This window comes from Leifsonia sp. NPDC058248 (genome assembly GCF_042881905.1).
Taxonomy (GTDB): Bacteria; Actinomycetota; Actinomycetes; order Actinomycetales; family Microbacteriaceae; genus Leifsonia.
Map to the genome: position 1 here is coordinate 376,712 of NZ_JBHVXB010000003.1, position 18,218 is coordinate 394,929.

The following is an 18,218-nucleotide window of genomic DNA, read 5'->3' on the forward strand; positions in this document are numbered from 1 at the left end:
GTCGTTCCGGTGGGATCGCACTCCGTGGCATGCGAAGTCTGGCGTAGCGGCGCACAGATCAGCGCCGCGAAGCGGCCGCCCGGCTCACAGGACTGTGATCGCGCTCGCCCGCCAGCGTCCGGCAAGGTCTTCGAGGCGGATGGCGACGGCGCGTGAACGCGTCGGCTGATGCACCATCACGACGGCCTCGACCACCCCCTCGCACGGCCGGGTGACGATGGGCGTTCCCACGGTCAGCCGGGGGCGCCGCACCTGGCCGCCGGTGATCGCACGCGACCGTGACGCGATCGTCACCCGGCGGATCAGATTGGAATACACATCGTCGGTCACCCACCTCGTGACCTGTTCGAGACTGCGCACTCCGGCGAGGATCTCGACGACGCACCGCGTGAGATTGATCAGCAGCGGCGCCGGATCGGCGGACGCCCTCTCGAGCGACGTCTGTGCCGGAAGCGATGCCGGCAGCGAGCCTCTCAGTGCATCCGTGTCGCACGATAGCGGCGGCGCGACGTGTCGCCACCGACGCTGCGTCGGCGCCTGCTCGGACGGCGCGGCGACCGGTCTCGGCCCGCTGCGGTGCCGGACGTCGTGTTCGACTGCTGTGCTCATCTGACGTTCCCCCTCGTTCTTCACCGACCCGTCGCCGGTGTGGACTGCACGGCCGCCGGCGGTCTCCGCCCCGCCGCGCCGAAGGTCGTGGCAGCAACTCAACCAGGGGCGCCCCCGAGTGTCCAGGGCAGCAATGCACTGTGGATAACCTTCGTGATCCTCATCCGGTTCTGCCTAGACTGGGGACGTGTCGACGCTCAGTGATCTCGTGCTTGCCCAAGGCCGTTCCTCCGAGGCCGACGTCGATTGGCTTCACGGCCTGGTCGGCGACTGGCAACTCCTCGCCGACCTCGCGTTCGCCGACATCGTGCTCTGGGTGCCCACCGCCGACGACAGTTTCGTCGCGGTCGCCCACGCCCGGCCGTCGAGTGCTGCCACGCTGTTCTACCGCGACTTCGTCGGCCAGCGCATCAAAGCCGAGTGGCAGCAGCAGGTCACGGAGGCCTACGAGACCAAGCAGATCATCGACACCTCGGCGCCCGATTGGTTCGAGGAGACCCCGACGAGGGTGCGCGCCGTCCCGGTCATCCGGCGCCTCGGTGTCCACTCGGCCGAGACCGCCGAGCTCCCCGTCGCGGTGATCACCCGGCACTCGAACCTCAGCGAGACGCGCACTCCGAGCCGCCAGGAGATCACGTTCAACGACTGCGCGAACGATCTCTTCTACATGATCGCGACCGGCGACTTCCCCGATCTGGGAGCGCCGACTGGCCCCCGTCGCGGCGCTCCCCGGGCATCCGACGGCCTCATCCGGCTCGACGTCGACGGAACCACGACGTTCGCGAGCCCCAACGCCCTGTCGGCGTTCAACCGCATGGGCTTCACCGACGAGCTCGAAGGCGAGTCGCTCGCCGCCGTCACCACGCGCCTGCTCACGGGCCGGATGACCGTCGACGAATCGCTTCCGCTGGTGGTCACCGGCCGTGCCCCGTGGCGAACCGACATCGAGGCCCGCGGCGTGACCGTGTCGCTGCGCGCCATCCCGATCCGCAATCACGGCGAACGGGTCGGGGCCATCGTGCTCTGCCGCGACGTCAGCGAGCTCCGCCACCAGGAGCGCGAGCTCATCACCAAAGACGCGACGATCCGCGAGATCCACCACCGCGTCAAGAACAATCTGCAGACGGTCGCGTCGCTGCTGCGCATCCAGGCCCGCCGAACCCACTCGGAGGAGGCGCGCGAGGCGCTCAGCCAGGCCATGCGACGCGTCGCGGCGATCGCCGTGGTGCATGACACGCTGTCCACCGGCCTCGCGCAGATCGTCGACTTCGACGACGTGTTCGACCGGGTGCTGCTCCTCGTGGCGGAGGTGGCGTCGAGCCACAACACGACCGTGCATCCGAAGTCGTCGGGCAGTTTCGGATCCCTGCCCAGCGAATACGCGACCCCATTGGCTCTCGCGCTCACGGAGCTCGTGACGAACGCCGTGGAGCACGGGCTCGCCGGTCGTGAAGGCGAGGTGGAGATCATCGCGCATCGTTCGGAGGAGTCGCTCACCGTCAAAGTGGTCGACAACGGCTCCGGGCTGCCGGAGGGCAAGGTGGGCAGCGGCCTCGGCACGCAGATCGTGAGGACGCTGATCCAGGGTGAACTGGGCGGCACGATCGACTGGCACACCATGATGGGCCAGGGGACCGAGGTCACCATCGAGGTTCCGCTGCGCTACCTCACCAAGGCGTGACGGCCGGAGACCGGCCGGAGGCAAAAGAAAAGCCGAGGATCCTCTGCGCTCCCCACGTGCTAGGTGTGAGGGGGAGCGGCAGAGGCCTCGGTGGCGCGAGGTCTGGTGCTAGGACGCGCGACGGGCGCGAGCGGCGCGACGCTTGAGGGCGCGACGCTCGTCTTCGGAGAGGCCGCCCCAGACGCCGGAGTCCTGACCGGTCTCGAGCGCGTACTGCAGGCAGATCTCCGTGACGGTGCAGCGGGCGCACACAGCCTTCGCCTTGTCGATCTGGTCGACGGCGGGCCCGGTGTTGCCGACGGGGAAGAATAATTCTGGGTCCGCTGTGAGGCAGGCAGCTTTGTCGCGCCAGTCCATGGGGAGTGCTCCTTAATTGCTGGGTGCATGGCCGATCGGCCTAGAATGCGTGGTAAGCAGTCGAGCTACAGGGTGCAATGATCCGTGGGGATGATACCTGCCCACGACCCTGTGAGCGCTAACTCGACCTCAAATATGCTCCCATAGCGCTTAACACGAATCAATAGTTTTGTATGGGATAACGCTGTGAACACGAGTCGGAAACGCATGAATGATATAGTTCCGGCCCCCCAGGGGGACCACTCCGGCCACGATTCCGACGACCACGGCGATCACCACGGCCGCTCGACACCGGCTCGCCCACCGCTGCTGATCGCTCTCGCGGTGCTGCTCTTCCTCGAGGCGGCGCTGGTCGCCGGACTCACGATCTGGCTGATCGTCGAGCTCCTGACCGTCGTGCCCGACTCGTTCGTGAGCGCCGTGGCCATCGTGGTGCTCGTCGCCCTCGCCGCGGTCTGGGTGACCGCGACGGCCATCGGCGCCCTCCAGGCCCGCGGATGGTCGCGCGCATCGGCAGTGACCATCCAGATCCTCCAGATCGCCGTCGCCGTCGGCTCCTTCCAGGGCTTCTATGCGCGCCCGGACCTCGGCTGGGCGCTGCTGATCCCGGCGCTGGCCGGCATCGTGCTCGCCCTCACGCCGCAGGTGGTCAAGGCCACGACACGCAACACATCGCAACACGAATAGGCGACGAGCGGGAACAATACGCATACTCGGATCGTTATGACCGACATCGTGACTGAAACATCGGCCCCCGCTCCCACACGTCCATCCGTCGTCGACGCCGCCAGGGCCGGCTACCCCGAGTGGCGCGCGTGGCGCCTCGAAACGGTCGCCGCGCCCACCGGCAACCTGAGTCTCATCGAGACCCGGTGGCTGCAGCCCGGAGACGAGACCACCGTCGAGGATGCGCTGGCCGGGCATCCCGAGACCGTCGTCGCCACCGAGCTGACGCGCCGCAGCCTCGAGACCGGAGAGGCCGAACGCGGCATCCGGCTGTGGGACGCGAAGTCCCCGGCGATCCGCGCGTTCGAGACCATCACCGCGTTCCCGTTCGACCCCGACTGGGTCATCGAAGCGCGCTTCACGCCCGTCGCCGGCGATCGCACGGTGCCGTTCGAGCACCTCCGCGACAACGGGGGAACGCGCGAGCTCGTCGTGCCGGGCGACATCACCTTCACCCGGGACGGCGTCGACTACACGCTGAGCGCGTTCGACGACGACGGCACGCTGCTGCTCGTGTTCGGCGACAGCACCAACGGCGCCGAAGGGCCCGGCCGAACCTACGCGTCCGGGCGCTTCCTGTTCGTCACGCGTGACGGCGATAGCGCGGTGCTCGACTTCAACCGGGCCTTCGTTCCCCCGTGCGGATTCTCGGATCAGTACAACTGTCCGCTCCCGCCGAGGAACAACCGTTTCGACCTCCCCGTCGAGGCCGGCGAGAAGGTCGTGGTGTTCCGCGACGGCTACGCCGGCTGAGCACCGTAACGACACCCGCTCCACAGCACTTCACCGCATTTCACCGCACAATCCACAGCACAGGAGAACTCCGTTGAGAAAGACCCCCTTGATCGCCGTGCTCGCGACGGCCGTCGCAGCGGCGCTGGCACTCGCCGGCTGCTCCGGCGCCTCGTCGTCCGGCGCGACCGGAAGCGACGCGTCCATCGCCGTCGGCTCCATCTACGAGCCGCAGAACCTCGACAACACCGCCGGTGGCGGCCAGGGCGTCACCGAAGCCCTCAACGGCAACGTCTACGAAGGTCTGTTCAAGCTGACCGACGACGGCAAGACCGAGCCGCTGCTGGCCACGAAGTACACGACCAGCGCTGACGGCCTCACCTACACCTTCACGCTGCGCGACGGCGTGACGTTCCACTCCGGCAAGCCGCTGACCAGCGCCGCCGTGAAGTCGAGCATCGAGCGTGTGACCGCGGCCGACTCGCAGTCCGCGCGCAAGTCGCAGCTGGACGTGATCTCGACGATCGCCACCCCCGACGACAAGACGGTCGTGATCACGCTCAAGTCGCGGTCGATCTCGCTGCCGTACAACCTCAGCTACGTCTGGATCTTCGGCCCGGGCACCACGGACTACAAGACGGCCGAGGACGGCACCGGGCCGTACACGCTCGGGACGTGGAAGCGCGGAAGCTCGCTCAGCCTGGAGCGCTCGAACGACTACTGGGGCGCCAAGGCGAAGAACAAGGAAGTCGTCTTCGACTACTTCACCGACGCCACCGCCCTCTCGAACGCCCTGCTGACCAACCAGGTCGACATCGTCACGAGCATCCAGAGCCCGGATGCCCTCACGCAGTTCGAGGGCAACAAGGACTACACCATCTCCAACGGCAAGTCCACGACCAAGGAGCTCCTCGCCTTCAACGACAAGGTCGCGCCGTTCAACAAGACCGAGGTGCGCAAGGCCGTGTACTCGGCCATCGACACCAAGAAGCTGCTCAGCTCGATCTGGGGCAAGTACGGGACGCTCATCGGGTCGATGGTCCCGCCGAGCGACCCCTGGTACGAGGACCTCACGTCGGTGAACCCGTACGACGTGTCACTGGCCAAGAAGGAGCTGGCAGCGGCCGGCTTCCCGAACGGCTTCACCTTCACCCTCGACACCCCCACGTACGACCCGCACCCCGCGGTCGCCGAGTTCCTGAAGAGCGACCTGGCCAAGGTGGGCATCACGGTCAACATCAACTCCATCTCGGCCGACCAGTGGTACTCGAAGGTGTTCAAGGACCACGACTTCCAGGCCACCCTGCAGGAGCACGTGAACGACCGCGACGTTGTCTGGTACGGGAACCCCGACTTCTACTGGGGCTACGACAACCCGCAGGTGACGAAGCTGGTGAACGAGGCCGAGCAGGCGACGACCACGGCCGACCAGACCGCCAAGCTGAAGCTCGTCAACGAGCAGATCGCGAAGGACGCGGCCAGTGCGTGGCTGTACCTCTACCCGCAGATCGTCGTCGCGTCGAGCTCGGTCAGCGGCTACCCGGTGAACGGACTCAACTCGCAGTTCTACGTCTACGACATCGTCAAGAAGTAGGCAGGGGCGCGTCATCTACAGGATGCTCGGGGAGCCGTTCGGCGGCTCCCCGAGCATCTACGCTTGAAAAATCATGGCCGTCTACGTTCTGCGTCGCTTCGCCTTTCTGGTGGTGTCGCTCGTGCTCGCCATGGTCGTGCTCTTCCTGCTGCTGAGGGTGCTGCCGGGCGACCCGTCGAACGCGCTGCTGTCGGTCAACGCCACCCCTGGGCAGATCAAGGCTGCGCAGGAGCAGGTGGGAAGCGATCAGCCGATCCTCGCGCAGTTCTTCACCTGGTTCGGCAGTCTGCTCACCCTCAACCTCGGCCAATCGTTCATCAGCTCGCTCCCCGTAGGCCCGGAGATCGCGTCGCGGCTGGCGGTGACGATCCCGCTCACGCTGATGGCCTTCGTCCTCGCCCTCGTCCTCGCTCTGATCATCGGCTTCGTCGCCGCGTGGAAGGCCGAGACGTGGTACGGAATCGCGTTGTCGGCCTTCTCGCAGCTCGGAATCGCGGTGCCGGTGTTCTGGGTGGGCATCCTGCTCGTCAGCGAGTTCTCGATCAACCTGCGCTGGTTCCCCTCCGGCGGCTTTCCGCGGGACGACTGGGCCGACCCGGCCGCCGCCCTCACCTCGCTGGCCCTGCCCGTGATCACGGTGGCCATCGTGATGAGCGCCTCGATCGCCCGGTACGTGCGCAGCGCGACGCTCGACGTCATCGGCAGCGACTTCCTGCGCAACTCCCGGGCACTCGGCTCCAGCTTCGGCCAGGCGATGCGGCGCCACGGGGTGCGCAACGGTGCGGTGCCCGTCATCTCGATCCTCGGCATCGAACTCGCCACCACGTTCCTCGGCGCTGTCGTGGTCGAGAGCGTGTTCACGCTGCCCGGGCTCGGGAGCATGCTGCTGCGTGCGATCGAGCAGCACGACTACCCGAACATCCAGGGCATCCTGTTCGTCAGCACCCTGGCGGTGCTGCTCATCGGCTTCGCGGCCGACATCGTTCAGCGCCTCATCGACCCGCGGCTGCGGCAGAGCATCTCGGGGAACCGATGAGCGCGATCGTCGACCAGGCAGCCGGGCACGCCGGCGAGACGGAGCCCGAGGGCGCACCCGTCGCCGCCCGGACGCGCCGGCGACGTTCGGTGACCCTGTCGATCGGACTCGTGCTGGTCGGTCTGGTGGTGATCGTGGCCCTGGTGTCGTTCTTCTGGCTGCCGTTCGCGCCCGGCGACACGTCGGGCGGACGGCTCGAGCATCCGGATGCCGCCCATTGGCTCGGCACCGACAAGCTCGGCCGCGACCTCACCACGCAGTTGATGATCGGCGCCCGCATCGCCCTCGCCGTAGGCATCGGCTCGGTGGCGATCGGCGCCGTGATCGGCATCACGCTCGGGCTGCTGGCGGCCTTCGCCAGCACCTGGCTCGACGACACCATCTCGGCCGCGCTCGACATCGTGATCGCGTTCCCGACCCTGCTGCTCGCCATGCTCATCGTGGCCGCGCAGGGGGCGTCGCTCGGGTCGGCCATCCTCGCGATCGGGCTGGCCATGTCGGCCGTCGTCGCGCGACTCACGAGGGTGCTCGCCAAGCGGGTCCTCTCCCAGCAGTACGTGACAGCGGCCCGCACGTCGGGAACGGGCTGGCTGGGCGTGATCGCGCGGCACATCCTCCCCAACATCTGGCCGACGCTCAGTGTGAACCTCGCGCTCCAGTTCGGAGTGGCCGTCCTCGCCGAGGCGAGCCTCTCGTATCTCGGTCTCGGGGCGCCGCCGCCGAACGCGTCGTGGGGCCGGCTGCTGCAGGAGGCGCAGGGAACGGTCGCTGTCGCACCGGTCGGGGCGATCGCCCCCGGAGTCGCGCTGGTGATCCTGGTCATCGGCGTGAACCTGGTCGCCGACGGCCTGCGCGACGTTGCGGACCCGACGAGAAGGAGGTCGCGATGATCCTCGACGTGCAGAACCTTGGCGTCACCTCGCGCGACGGCGCACAGCTCGTCCGCGATGTGTCGTTCACCGTGGACGCGGGGGAGCGGATCGGGCTGATCGGCGAGTCCGGGTCGGGCAAGTCGCTCACCTCGTTCGCCGTCACGGGACTCCTTCCGGCGGGCCTCGAGGCCTCGGGGAGCGCAGTGCTCGACGGCGTGCAGGTGATCGGAGCGCGGGAACGCGACCTGGTCGAGCTGCGCGGCGGCGTCGCCTCCGTGGTCTTCCAGGAACCGCTGACCGCGCTCGACCCGCTGATGCGGCTCGGCAAGCAGGTCGCGGAACCGCTGCGGCGCCACCTCGGGCTGCGCGGCGACGGGCTGAGACGGGCGGTGATCGACGCGCTGACAGAAGTGCGGCTGCCCGATCCGGAGCGGATCGCCCGCGCCTACCCCCACGAGATCTCCGGCGGTCAGCGCCAGCGCGTGGCGATCGCCGCGGCGCTCGCGTGCAAGCCGCAGCTCCTGATCGCGGACGAGCCGACCACGGCCCTCGATGTGACCGTGCAGGCCGAGATCCTCGCCCTGCTCGACTCGCTGGTCGCCGACCGGGGGATGGCGCTGGTGTTCGTCAGCCACGACCTAGCAGTCGTCTCGCGGATGACCGATCACGCGCTCGTGCTGCGCGAGGGACGCGTGGTCGAGCGTGGCCCCATCGCGCGCATCCTGAAAGCCCCCAGCGACCCGTACACGATCGAACTGGTGCGCAGCGCCCGGGAGCTCGATGCCGCCCTGGAGGTGTCATGACGGCCATCCTGGAGCTGCGCGATGCAGGATTCCGCTACCGCCGCAGCGCGCAACCCGCGCTGGAGGACGTCACGTTCGGCGTCGAGGCCGGACGCAGCGTCGGTCTGGTCGGGGAGTCGGGCGCGGGCAAGACGACGGTGCTCTCGCTGCTGCTCGGCCTCGCGAGCCCGACCTCCGGTGAGGTGGTCTTCGACGGCGAGCCGCTCGACCGTCGCGATCGGTCCCGGATGCGCGAGTTCCGCCGCAGTGTGCAGACCGTCTTTCAAGACCCGTACTCGTCCCTCGACCCGCGGCAGAGCGTCGGGCGCATCGTCGCGGAGCCGTTGCGGTCGCTCCGGATCGCCGGCGGCGCGCAGGCGGCCGAGCGCGTTGCCGGGGCGCTCGCTGCGGTCGGGCTGCCGGCGGACGCCGCCCGCCGCTATCCGCACGAATTCTCCGGTGGTCAACGTCAGCGCATCGCCATCGCGCGGGCCGTCGTGTCGAGGCCGCGCATCCTGCTCGCCGACGAGCCGGTCAGCGCACTCGACGTCACCACGCGCATCCAGATCATCGAACTGCTCGCCGAACTCGGCGAACGCGAAGGGATGACCGTGGTCATGGTGTCGCACGACCTGGGCGTCGTCGCGGCGCTCTGCCGGCAGACGGTCGTGCTGCGCGGCGGCCGCGTGGTCGAGCAGGGGGACACCCGGCAGGTGCTGGGCTCGCCGTCGGACCCGTACACCCGCAGGCTGCTCGAGTCGGTGCCGAGGCTGCCCGCCGCGTGACCGGGGGGCGCGATCGGGCGTCGGCGGGTCAGGCGTCACCCGGTCGGCGTCGCGGGGTCGGGCGTCGGCGGGTCAGGCGTCGATGCCGAGCTTCTTGCGGAGGCTCGCGACGTGACCGGTCGCTTTCACGTTGTAGAGCGGGAGCCGGACGTCGCCGTCGGGGTCGAGGACGAACGTCGACCGGATGACCCCGGTCACCGTCTTGCCGTAGAGGTTCTTCTCCCCGTAGGCACCGTATGCCTGGTGCACGGCGAGGTCTTCGTCGGAGAGCAGCGGGAAGTTGAGACCCTCCTGCTCCTGGAACTTCTTGTTCTGGGCGGGGGCGTCCTTGGAGATCCCGATCACCTGGTAGCCGGCGGCGGCCAGGGAGTTCAGGTTGTCGCGGAAGTCGCAGGCCTCCGTCGTGCATCCGGGTGTCATGGCCGCGGGGTAGAAGTAGACGATCACGTTCTTCCCGGAGAAGTCCCCGAGGGAGACGGTCGCGCCGTCCTGGTCCTTCAGCGAGAACGCCGGAGCCGTCTCGCCCGCTTCAAGTCGCACATCACTCATGCCTCCATTCTCTCCCGCCCGAGCGTCCCGCCAATCGAGTCCGGACTTAATCGCCGTTCGCAGGCGCTCAGAAGCCGATTAAGTCCGGACTCGATTGCGGGGCGCTCGGCCGGGGCGGACGCGCGGGGCGGGGCGGATAGGCGGGGCGGATGCTCGGGGCGGGCCGGGGCGGGCCGGTGCGGGCCGCGAGTTCAGCGCGCGAACGTCGTGAGCAGCCGCTGCAGCGAGTCGAGGCGGGCGCGACCGATGTCGCCCAGCCGCCCGGCCTCGACGGCCTCGACGATCGCGCAGTCCGGCGCGTCGGGCAAGTGCGTACAGCCGCGCGGGCAGTCCTCTGCGAGCTCGGCGAGGTCGGTGAACGACTTCAGGATGTTCTCGGTCTTGATGTGCCCGAGGCCGAACGAGCGCACCCCGGGGGTGTCGATCACCCAGCCGTGCCCTTCCCCGTTCTCCACGCGCAGCGACACGGTCGACGACGACGTGTGGCGCCCGCGGCCGGTGACCACGTTGACGTGCCCGGTCGCCCGTTTGGCTCCCGGCACGATCTCGTTCACGAGCGTCGACTTGCCCACGCCCGAGTGCCCGACGACCACCGTGTCGTGGCCGACGAGCGCGGCCTTGATCGCGTCGACCGGGATGTGGTCCTCGCGGCTGGTGAACACCGGGAGGTCGAGCCCGCGGAAGTTCTCGAGGAACGGTCCGGGGTCGGCCAGGTCGATCTTGGTGACGCACAGCATCGGTCGGATGCCGGCGTCGTACGCGGCCACGAGGTAACGGTCGACCAGGCGCGTGCGCGGCTCCGGGTTCGCAGCGGACACCACGATGAGCATCTGGTCGGCGTTCGCGACGATGACGCGCTCCACCTCGTCGGTGTCGTCGGCGCTTCGCCGCAGCAGCGTGGCCCGGGGCTCGATGCGCACGATGCGGCCGAGCGTCCCGTCTTCGCCGGTGGTGTCGCCCACGACGGCCACCCGGTCACCGGTCACGATCGCGTGCTTGCGCAGCTCGCTCGCCCGCGTCGCCGTCATCTGGCGTTCGTCGGAGGTGTCCTCGTCGAGCAGCACGGTGTAGCGCCCGCGGTCCACTCCGAGCACCCGTGCGATGCGGGCATCCGCGTGCTCCGGCCTCATCTTGCTGCGCGGACGGTTGCCCTTCGGGTTGGGGCGGGAGCGGATGTCGGCTTCGTCGTACGCGTCGTACTCGTCCGGCTCGTCCTCACCGTCCGCCCACCACGACATCTAAGCCGAGCCTTCCTCGACCAGCCGCTGCCACAGCTGGGTGAACTGCGGGAGGGTCTTGGCGGTGGTGGCCACGTTCTCGATCTCCACGCCGGGGACAACGAGGCCCACGATCGCGCCGGCCGTGGCCATCCGGTGGTCGTCGTAGCTGAGCCAGACGCCGCCGGTGAGCGGGCGCGGCTCGATGCGCAGGCCGTCGGGCAGTTCGGTGACGGCGCCGCCGAGCCGGTTGATCTCGGCGACGAGTGCCGCGAGGCGGTCGGTCTCGTGGTGCCGGATGTGGCCGATGCCGGTGATCTCGCTCGGCTCGTCGGCCAGGGCGGCGATCGCGACAAGGGCGGGGGCGAGCTCGCCGCCGGTCGACAGGTCGAGCGTGACGCCCCGGATGCTCTCCCCGCCGGTCACCGTCAGGCGGTCCCCGTCGCGGGTGACGGTGGCGCCGAAGAGGGGGAGGAGCTCGGCGAGGTCGGCTCCGACCTGGGTGGTGCGGGACGGCCATCCGGTGACCGTCACCGAACCGCCGGTGACGACCGCTGCCGCGAGGAACGGCGCCGCGTTGGAGAGGTCGGGCTCGATGTCGACGTCGAGTGCGGCGATGGGACCCGGATGCACGACCCAGCGACCCACCTCGGGAGACTCCACCGTGACGCCGCGTGCGGCCAGAGTGGCGATGGTCATCTCGATGTGCGGGAGGCTCGGAAGGCGCTCGCCGGAGTGGGTGAGGTCGATGCCGTTGTCGAAACGCGACGCCGACAGCAGGAGGGCGCTGACGAACTGGCTCGACGAGGAGGCGTCGATCGTGATCGCCCCTCCGGTGACCGAGCCGGTGCCGTGCACGGTGAACGGGAGCTTGGCTCGACCGTCGTCGTTGATGTCGACGCCCAGGTCGCGCAGCGAGGAGATGATGGAGCCCATCGGCCGGCCACGGGCCGAGTCGTCGGCGTCGAACATGGTCGGGCCGAGCGCGAGCCCGGCGACCGGCGGGACGAACCGCATCACCGTGCCCGCCTGGCCGCAGTCGATGGTCGTGCTCCCGATCAGCTCCTCGGGCGGGGTGACGAGCAGGTCGGCGCCGAACACCCCGCTGCCCGGGCGCTCTTCGATGCCGACGCCGAGCGCGCGCAGGGCCTCGACCATGTTGGTGCTGTCGCGCGAGTGCAACGGCGACCGGAGCAGCGACGGACCGTCGGCCAGGGCGGCGAGGACGAGCTCGCGCGCGGTCAGCGACTTCGACCCGGGAAGCGACACAGAGGCGTTCAGCGGGCCACGCGCGACGGGCGCGGGCCACACCGTTTCGGGCTCGTCATGCGTGTTGTCGCCATACGGATCGAACTCCGGGGCGGAATATTTCGAGATCAGCATTGTTCTCAAGGGTATCCGCGTTTTCGATCGAAGGAAGGACAGCTCGTGGCATCGGCGACCATCGTTCTGGACTCTCCCAGTGTCGACGCACTGGCAGAACTAGACTGGCCGGTGATGAGCACCGACACTGACGAGACCGAAGCGGGCGACCTCGGGCCGCTCTTCGAAGAGCAGGCACTGCCGTACATGGACCAGCTGTACGCGGCAGCGCTCCGCATGACCAGGAACCCTGCCGACGCGCAGGACCTGGTGCAGGAGACCTTCGTCAAGGCGTATGCGGCGTTCCGCCAGTTCCAGCAGGGCACCAACCTGAAGGCGTGGCTGTACCGCATCCTCACGAACACCTTCATCAACACGTATCGCAAGAAGCAGCGCGAGCCGTATCAGGGAACGATCGACGAACTCGAGGACTGGCAGCTCGGCGGGGCGGAGTCCACCACCGCGTCGACCAGCCGATCCGCCGAGGCCGAGGCGATCGACCACCTGCCCGACAGTGCCGTCAAAGACGCGCTGCAGGCCATCCCGGAGGACTTCCGGATGGCCGTCTACTTCGCCGACGTCGAGGGATTCTCCTACCAGGAGATCGCCGACATCATGAAGACCCCGATCGGCACCGTGATGAGCCGCCTCCACCGCGGCCGCCGCATGCTGCGGGAGCTTCTCACCGACTACGCGCACGAGCGGGGGCTTTCCGCCGTGCAGACCCCCAGGAGCACGAAATGACCGATTGCGGCTGCGACAAGGCCAAACAGGATCTCGAAGAGTACCTGCGCAACGAGCTGCGCAGCGAAGATGCTGCCGACATCCGCGAGCACCTCGCGCACTGCGACGGATGCTCCGACGAGGCGCACTTGAACGTCGTGCTCACCGAGGTGGTGCAGCGGGCGTGCCGAGAGACGGCTCCCGAGACGCTGCGCGCCGAGGTCCTGCTGCGGATCCGTTCGATCCAGGCCACCCACTGAGCCCGAGCCGTACCCGCTGAGCCCGAGCCGTAGCCACTGAGCCCGAGCTAGGCCGGCGCTGAGCCGCCGCTGCCCACCTGGTGAAGCAGGAACATGCCACCGAGCGGATCGTTGACCTGGGCGAAGCGACCGAAGTCGCTGTCCCACGGGTCCCGGATGACGCTGCCGCCGAGTTCGACGACGCGCGCACAGGACGCCTCGGGGTCGTCCACTCCGAAGTAGATCGTCCAGTGCGACGGGATGCCGTCCGGCAGCATCTTGTCGGCGTCGTAGATGCCGCCTGCGGGTGCGTCTTCCGGCCCGAACGTCGCGTAGCGGAAGTCCGCCGTGTCGCCCAGTATCTTGGGCGTCCAGCCGAAGACCGCCGTGTAGAAGTCGAGCTGCGCCTGGTAGCTGCGCGCGTACAGCTCGTGCCAGGCGGGGGCGCCGGCCTCGGCGGCGAGCTCGAAACCGTGGAAGAGCCCGGGCTCCCAGAGTCCGATCGCGGCTCCTCCGGGGTCGGCGATCACGGCCATGGCGCCGCGGTCGCCGATCGTCATCGCGGGGGCGAGCACGTCGGCGTCGGCGTCCTCGGCCGCGGTCACGGTGGCTTCGGCGTCTTCGACGAGGAGGTAGGTCGTCCACACGTTCGGCTGCATCCCGCCCATCGCGCTGCCCATCCCCGCGACGGCGCGGCCGCCGGCGCGGAAGGTCAGGTAGCCGCCGTACTCCTCCGGCGCGGCTTCGGCCTCCCAGCCGAACAGCGCGGTGTAGAAGTCGCGTGAGGCCGCGAGGTCGGCGCTCGCGTAGTCGACCCAGCAGGGCTCACCGAGACGGTGTTTCGTGATGACGGTCATGGCGACACTGTACGCCCGGCGCCACCGACGCCGAAGGGTGCCACGAGCATCCGGATGGTGAACTCCGGATGCACTGGACACCCTTCGGCGGTGAGCTGCGGTCTAGAGGGTGAGCGCCCTCTGGACGAGCACGCTCTGCTCCTGCGCGTGGCGCTTGGCCGAGCCTGCGGCCGGCGACGCCGACGGCGGACGGGAGATGACACCGAGCGGGCGGGGGCCCAGCTTGGAGGTCTCGAGGATTATGTACGGCCAGGCGCCCTGGTTCTCCGGCTCGTCCTGGACCCACACCAGCTCGGCGTTGGGATACGAGGCGACTACCGCCTGCAGCTCAGCGGCGGGCAGCGGATAGTACTGCTCCACCCGCACGAGTGCGATCTCCGGGTTGGGGTTCTTCTCCAGCTCGTTGAGGAGGTCGTAGTACAGCTTGCCTGCCATGAGCAGCACGCGCTTCACCGCGTTGCGGTCGGTGATGCGCGCGTCGTCGAACACCGGCTCGAACTTGCCTTGGGTGAAGTCGGCCACATCGCTGGTGGCGCCGCGCAGTCGCAGCATCGCCTTCGGGGTGAACACGACGAGCGGACGGCGCGGACGGGCGTAGGCCTGGCGTCGCAGCAGGTGGAAGTACGACGCGGGCGTCGAGGGTCGCGCGACGGTCATGTTGTTCTCGGCGCACAGCTGGAGGTACCGCTCGATGCGGGCGCTCGAGTGATCGGGACCCTGGCCTTCGTACCCGTGCGGGAGCAGCAGCACGAGCGAGGAACGCTGGCCCCACTTCTGCTCGGCCGACGACACGAACTCGTCGATGATGATCTGGGCGCCGTTCGCGAAGTCGCCGAACTGGGCCTCCCACAGCACGAGAGCGTCGGGGCGCTCGACCGAGTAGCCGTATTCGAAGCCCATCGCGGCGTACTCGCTCAGCAGGGAGTCGTAGATCCAGAACTTGGCCTGGTTGTCGCTCAGGTTCGCCAGCGGCAGCCATTCCTGACCGTTCGTGCGGTCGTGGAGCACGGCGTGACGTTGGACGAAGGTGCCGCGACGTGTGTCCTGACCGGCCATGCGCACGGGCGTGCCCTCGAGCAGGACGGAACCGAGCGCCAGCAGCTCTCCGAAGCCCCAGTCGATGTTGCCGTTGCGGCTCATGTCGCCGCGCTTGACCAGCAGCTGCTGCAGCTTGGGGTGGACGGTGAAGCCGGCGGGCGGGTTGTTGAACGCGTCGCCGATCAGCTGGATGACCTGCTCGCTGACACCGGTCGTCTCCGGCTCGCCCGAGGCGTCCTCGCCCTGCTGGGCGATCGGACGCTCGAGGTCGGCGACGGCGTCGGGGTCGTCGGCGATCACCGGGGTGGAGTGCGTCTGGGCCTCGTGCGTCTCCATGAAGGCACGCTCCAGGCGCTCCTGGAAGTCGCGGTGCGCCTGCTCGAACTCGTCTTGTGTGATGTCACCGCGGCCGACGAGCGCTTCGGTGTAGAGGCGGCGCACGGACCGCTTGGCCTCGATGAGGTTGTACATCAGGGGCTGCGTCATCGAGGGGTCGTCGCCCTCGTTGTGGCCACGGCGACGATACGCGATGAGATCGATGACGACGTCGCGCTTGAACTCCTGGCGGTACTCGAAGGCGAGCTGCGAGACGCGCACCACGGCCTCGGGGTCGTCGCCGTTCACGTGGAAGATCGGCGCCTGGATCGTCTTCGCCGCATCGGTCGAGTAGACCGACGAGCGGGACTCGCTGGGCGACGTGGTGAACCCGACCTGGTTGTTGATGTTGACGTGGATGGTGCCGCCGGTGCGGTAGGCCCGCAGCTGCGACATCTGCAACGTCTCGACCACGACGCCCTGACCGGCCATGGCCGCGTCTCCGTGCACGAGGATCGGCAGGGTGAGGAAGGTCATCGGCGGGCGGCGGTCCTGCTTGGCGCGGACGACGCCTTCGACCACGCCGTCGGCCGCCTCGAGGTGCGAGGGGTTGGCCGCGAGGTAGACCGGGATCTCTTCGCCGTTGGCGCCCTTGAAGGTGCCTTCGGTGCCGAGGTGGTACTTGACGTCGCCGGAGCCCTGCACGGTGCGCGGGTCCTGGGTGCCCTCGAACTCGCGGAAGATCTGACCGTAGGTCTTGCCGGCGATGTTGGTGAGCACGTTGAGGCGGCCGCGGTGCGCCATGCCGATGGCGACCTCGTCGAGGCCCTCCTCGGCTGCGCCCTGGAGGATCGTGTCGAGCGCCGCGATGGTGGACTCGCCGCCTTCGAGGCTGAACCGCTTCTGGCCGACGTATTTGGTCTGCAGGAAGGTCTCGAAGGCCTCGGCCTCGTTCAGCTTGCCGAGGATGCGCAGCTGCTCGTCGTGCGACGGCTTCTCGTACCCGCGCTCGACCTTGTTCTGGATCCACTTGCGCTGGGCGGGGTCCTGGATGTGCATGTACTCGATGCCGACCGTGCGGCAGTACGAGTCGCGGAGCACGCCGAGGATGTCGCGCAGCAGCATCTTGCGCTTGTCGCCGCCGAACTGGCCGGTGACGAACTCGCGGTCGAGGTCCCAGAACGTGAGGCCGTGGCTGGCGATGTCGAGGTCGGGGTGGGTGCGCTGCTTGTACTCGAGGGGGTCGATGTCGGCCATCAGGTGGCCGCGCACACGGAACGCGTTGATGAGCTCCTGCACGCGTGCGGTCTTGTCGACGGCGCTGGCCAGGTCGACGCTGATGTCGGGCGCCCACTGGATGGGGGAGTACGGGATGCGCAGCGCGGCGAAGATGTGCTCGTAGAAGTCGCGCTTGCCGATCAGCAGCTCGTGCACGATCTTGAGGAACTCGCCGGACCCGGCACCCTGGATGACGCGGTGGTCGTAGGTGCTGGTGAGAGTGATCGTCTTGCCGATCGCGAGGTTGGCGAGCGTCTTCTCGGCCGCGCCCTGGAACTCGGCCGGGTACTCGAGGGCTCCGGCGCCGATGATGGCTCCCTGGCCCTTCATCAGCCGCGGGACGGAGTGCACGGTTCCGATACCGCCCGGGTTCGTGAGCGAGATGGTGGTGCCCGCGAAGTCGGCCGCCGTCAGCTTGTTGTTCCTGGCCCGGGAGACGAGCTCCTCGTAGGCGGCGAGGAATTCGCCGAAGCCCATCGTGTCGGCTCGCTTGATGCTCGGCACGAGAAGTGCGCGCGATCCGTCGGGCTTCGGGAGGTCGATGGCGATGCCGAGGTTGACGTGGGCGGGCGCGACCACGGAGGGCTTGCCGTCGACCTCGTCGTAGTACACGTTCTGGCTCGGGAAGTCCTTGAGCGCCTGGACGAGCGCCCAGCCGATCAGGTGAGTGAACGAGACCTTGCCGCCACGGGCGCGCTTGAGGTGGTTGTTGATGACGATGCGGTTGTCGATCATCAGCTTGGCCGGGACGGTGCGCACGCTGGTCGCGGTCGGGACCGTGAGGCTCGCATCCATGTTGGTGGCGAGGGTCTTCGACATGCCGCGCAGTGGCGTGACCTTGTCTTGCGGCTCCTCGGCGGGCTCGCCCTCGGGCGTGATCACCTGCTGCGGTGAGGTGACCGGGGCGTCGGCCGGCACCGGCTGCGGCTTCGGGGCGATCGACGTGGTGCGGGCGACCGGCTGGCTGCCGATGACCGGGATGGGCGCAGTGAGCGGGGCGGACCCGCCGCTGGGCACGGACGGCTCCGTGGGAGCGGGGGGCGCCGGCTCGGTCGGGCTCGGCACGTTCGGCTCGGCCGGGCTCGGGACGACCGGTTCGGTCGGATTCGGCGCGGTCGGCTCGGTGGGGCTGGGGGCGGGTGTCTCGTCAGGCGACGGGATGGAGGACTGCGCGCCCTCGTCTTTGACCGTCGGCTTGTAGCTCTCGAGAATCGGCCACCAGGATTTGTCGACCGAGTTCTTGTCGACGATGTACTGCTCGTACAGTTCGTCGACGAGCCATTCGTTGGCTCCGAATTCGCCCGAGGACCCGTCGTCGGTTCCCACTCCGGTCAATTGGCTCGACACAGCCGATCGCCCACTCTCTCCATTGATTCGTCTCGATCGGGCGGCATGACCGCCCGTTTCCATCCAGTCCTCAAGCCTAATCCCATCGGGCGGCAGGTGCTGGCGCTCAGGCGGGGGGT

17 protein-coding genes are annotated in these 18,218 nt (G+C 68.6%); 10 read left to right on the plus strand and 7 right to left on the minus strand.

The annotated features are described in order from the left end of the window. Nucleotides 1–84: 84 nt before the first annotated feature. Nucleotides 85–609 carry an Rv3235 family protein gene (locus ACFVV5_RS07130; RefSeq protein WP_387241060.1) on the minus strand — a complete coding sequence of 175 codons (525 nt, stop codon included), beginning with the start codon at nt 607–609 and terminating at the stop codon, nt 85–87. A gap of 187 nt (nt 610–796) precedes the next feature. Between ACFVV5_RS07130 and ACFVV5_RS07135 the strand changes: the two genes are divergently transcribed. Then, nucleotides 797–2,290 (plus strand): sensor histidine kinase, encoded by a 1,494-nt coding sequence (locus ACFVV5_RS07135; RefSeq protein WP_387241063.1) that lies wholly within the window; start codon nt 797–799, stop codon nt 2,288–2,290. Nucleotides 2,291–2,398: 108 nt separating this feature from the next. Here ACFVV5_RS07135 and ACFVV5_RS07140 read toward each other — a convergent pair whose 3' ends face one another. Continuing rightward, nucleotides 2,399–2,647 (minus strand): WhiB family transcriptional regulator, encoded by a 249-nt coding sequence (locus tag ACFVV5_RS07140; RefSeq protein WP_018190103.1) that lies wholly within the window; start codon nt 2,645–2,647, stop codon nt 2,399–2,401. 207 nt (nt 2,648–2,854) lie between these two features. On the opposite strand from ACFVV5_RS07140, the gene ACFVV5_RS07145 reads away from it, so the two are divergent. The 7 genes from ACFVV5_RS07145 (at nt 2,855) to ACFVV5_RS07175 (ending at nt 9,174) form a co-directional block, all read left to right on the plus strand. Next, nucleotides 2,855–3,334, plus strand: a complete 480-nt coding sequence (locus ACFVV5_RS07145) for a hypothetical protein (protein ID WP_387241066.1) — start codon at nt 2,855–2,857, stop codon at nt 3,332–3,334. Nucleotides 3,335–3,370: 36 nt separating this feature from the next. Next, nucleotides 3,371–4,126: a DUF1684 domain-containing protein gene (locus ACFVV5_RS07150; protein ID WP_387241069.1), complete on the plus strand. Its 756-nt coding sequence runs from the start codon at nt 3,371–3,373 to the stop codon at nt 4,124–4,126. A 73-nt stretch (nt 4,127–4,199) separates the two neighbouring features. Further along, on the plus strand, nt 4,200–5,699 hold the full coding sequence (locus ACFVV5_RS07155) for an ABC transporter substrate-binding protein (protein ID WP_387241072.1): 1,500 nt from the start codon (nt 4,200–4,202) through the stop codon (nt 5,697–5,699). Nucleotides 5,700–5,772: 73 nt separating this feature from the next. Beyond that, nucleotides 5,773–6,735, plus strand: a complete 963-nt coding sequence (locus ACFVV5_RS07160) for an ABC transporter permease (protein ID WP_387241075.1) — start codon at nt 5,773–5,775, stop codon at nt 6,733–6,735. Beyond that, nucleotides 6,732–7,625, plus strand: a complete 894-nt coding sequence (locus ACFVV5_RS07165; protein WP_387241077.1) for an ABC transporter permease — start codon at nt 6,732–6,734, stop codon at nt 7,623–7,625. Before ACFVV5_RS07160 ends, ACFVV5_RS07165 begins: the two co-directional genes overlap by 4 nt. Beyond that, complete coding sequence (locus tag ACFVV5_RS07170; protein ID WP_387241080.1) at nt 7,622–8,410, plus strand: ATP-binding cassette domain-containing protein; 789 nt, start codon at nt 7,622–7,624, stop codon at nt 8,408–8,410. Before ACFVV5_RS07165 ends, ACFVV5_RS07170 begins: the two co-directional genes overlap by 4 nt. Beyond that, entirely contained in the window at nt 8,407–9,174 is a 768-nt protein-coding gene (locus tag ACFVV5_RS07175) for an ABC transporter ATP-binding protein (RefSeq protein ID WP_387241083.1), read from the plus strand. Before ACFVV5_RS07170 ends, ACFVV5_RS07175 begins: the two co-directional genes overlap by 4 nt. A gap of 72 nt (nt 9,175–9,246) precedes the next feature. Here ACFVV5_RS07175 and bcp read toward each other — a convergent pair whose 3' ends face one another. The 3 genes from bcp to aroA form a co-directional block, all read right to left on the minus strand. After that, nucleotides 9,247–9,723: a thioredoxin-dependent thiol peroxidase gene (gene bcp, locus ACFVV5_RS07180; RefSeq protein WP_387241086.1), complete on the minus strand. Its 477-nt coding sequence runs from the start codon at nt 9,721–9,723 to the stop codon at nt 9,247–9,249. Nucleotides 9,724–9,914: 191 nt separating this feature from the next. Beyond that, nucleotides 9,915–10,961, minus strand: a complete 1,047-nt coding sequence (rsgA, locus tag ACFVV5_RS07185) for a ribosome small subunit-dependent GTPase A (RefSeq protein ID WP_387241090.1) — start codon at nt 10,959–10,961, stop codon at nt 9,915–9,917. After that, a complete protein-coding gene (gene aroA / locus ACFVV5_RS07190; protein ID WP_387241093.1) occupies nt 10,962–12,323 on the minus strand; it encodes a 3-phosphoshikimate 1-carboxyvinyltransferase in 1,362 nt (453 codons plus the stop codon). It lies immediately after the preceding gene. A gap of 114 nt (nt 12,324–12,437) precedes the next feature. Here aroA and ACFVV5_RS07195 point away from each other — a divergent pair, with 114 nt between their 5' ends. Both ACFVV5_RS07195 and ACFVV5_RS07200 read left to right on the plus strand, forming a co-directional pair. Continuing rightward, nucleotides 12,438–13,046 carry a sigma-70 family RNA polymerase sigma factor gene (locus ACFVV5_RS07195; RefSeq protein WP_387241096.1) on the plus strand — a complete coding sequence of 203 codons (609 nt, stop codon included), beginning with the start codon at nt 12,438–12,440 and terminating at the stop codon, nt 13,044–13,046. Beyond that, complete coding sequence (locus tag ACFVV5_RS07200) at nt 13,043–13,285, plus strand: zf-HC2 domain-containing protein (protein WP_387241099.1); 243 nt, start codon at nt 13,043–13,045, stop codon at nt 13,283–13,285. Before ACFVV5_RS07195 ends, ACFVV5_RS07200 begins: the two co-directional genes overlap by 4 nt. A gap of 47 nt (nt 13,286–13,332) precedes the next feature. On the opposite strand, the gene ACFVV5_RS07205 is transcribed toward ACFVV5_RS07200, so the two are convergent. Together ACFVV5_RS07205 and ACFVV5_RS07210 are read right to left on the minus strand one after the other, a co-directional pair. Next, nucleotides 13,333–14,121, minus strand: a complete 789-nt coding sequence (locus ACFVV5_RS07205; RefSeq protein ID WP_387241102.1) for a VOC family protein — start codon at nt 14,119–14,121, stop codon at nt 13,333–13,335. Between the two features lie 102 nt (nt 14,122–14,223). Continuing rightward, a complete protein-coding gene (locus tag ACFVV5_RS07210) occupies nt 14,224–18,099 on the minus strand; it encodes a multifunctional oxoglutarate decarboxylase/oxoglutarate dehydrogenase thiamine pyrophosphate-binding subunit/dihydrolipoyllysine-residue succinyltransferase subunit (RefSeq protein WP_387241105.1) in 3,876 nt (1,291 codons plus the stop codon). Nucleotides 18,100–18,218 lie beyond the last annotated feature (119 nt).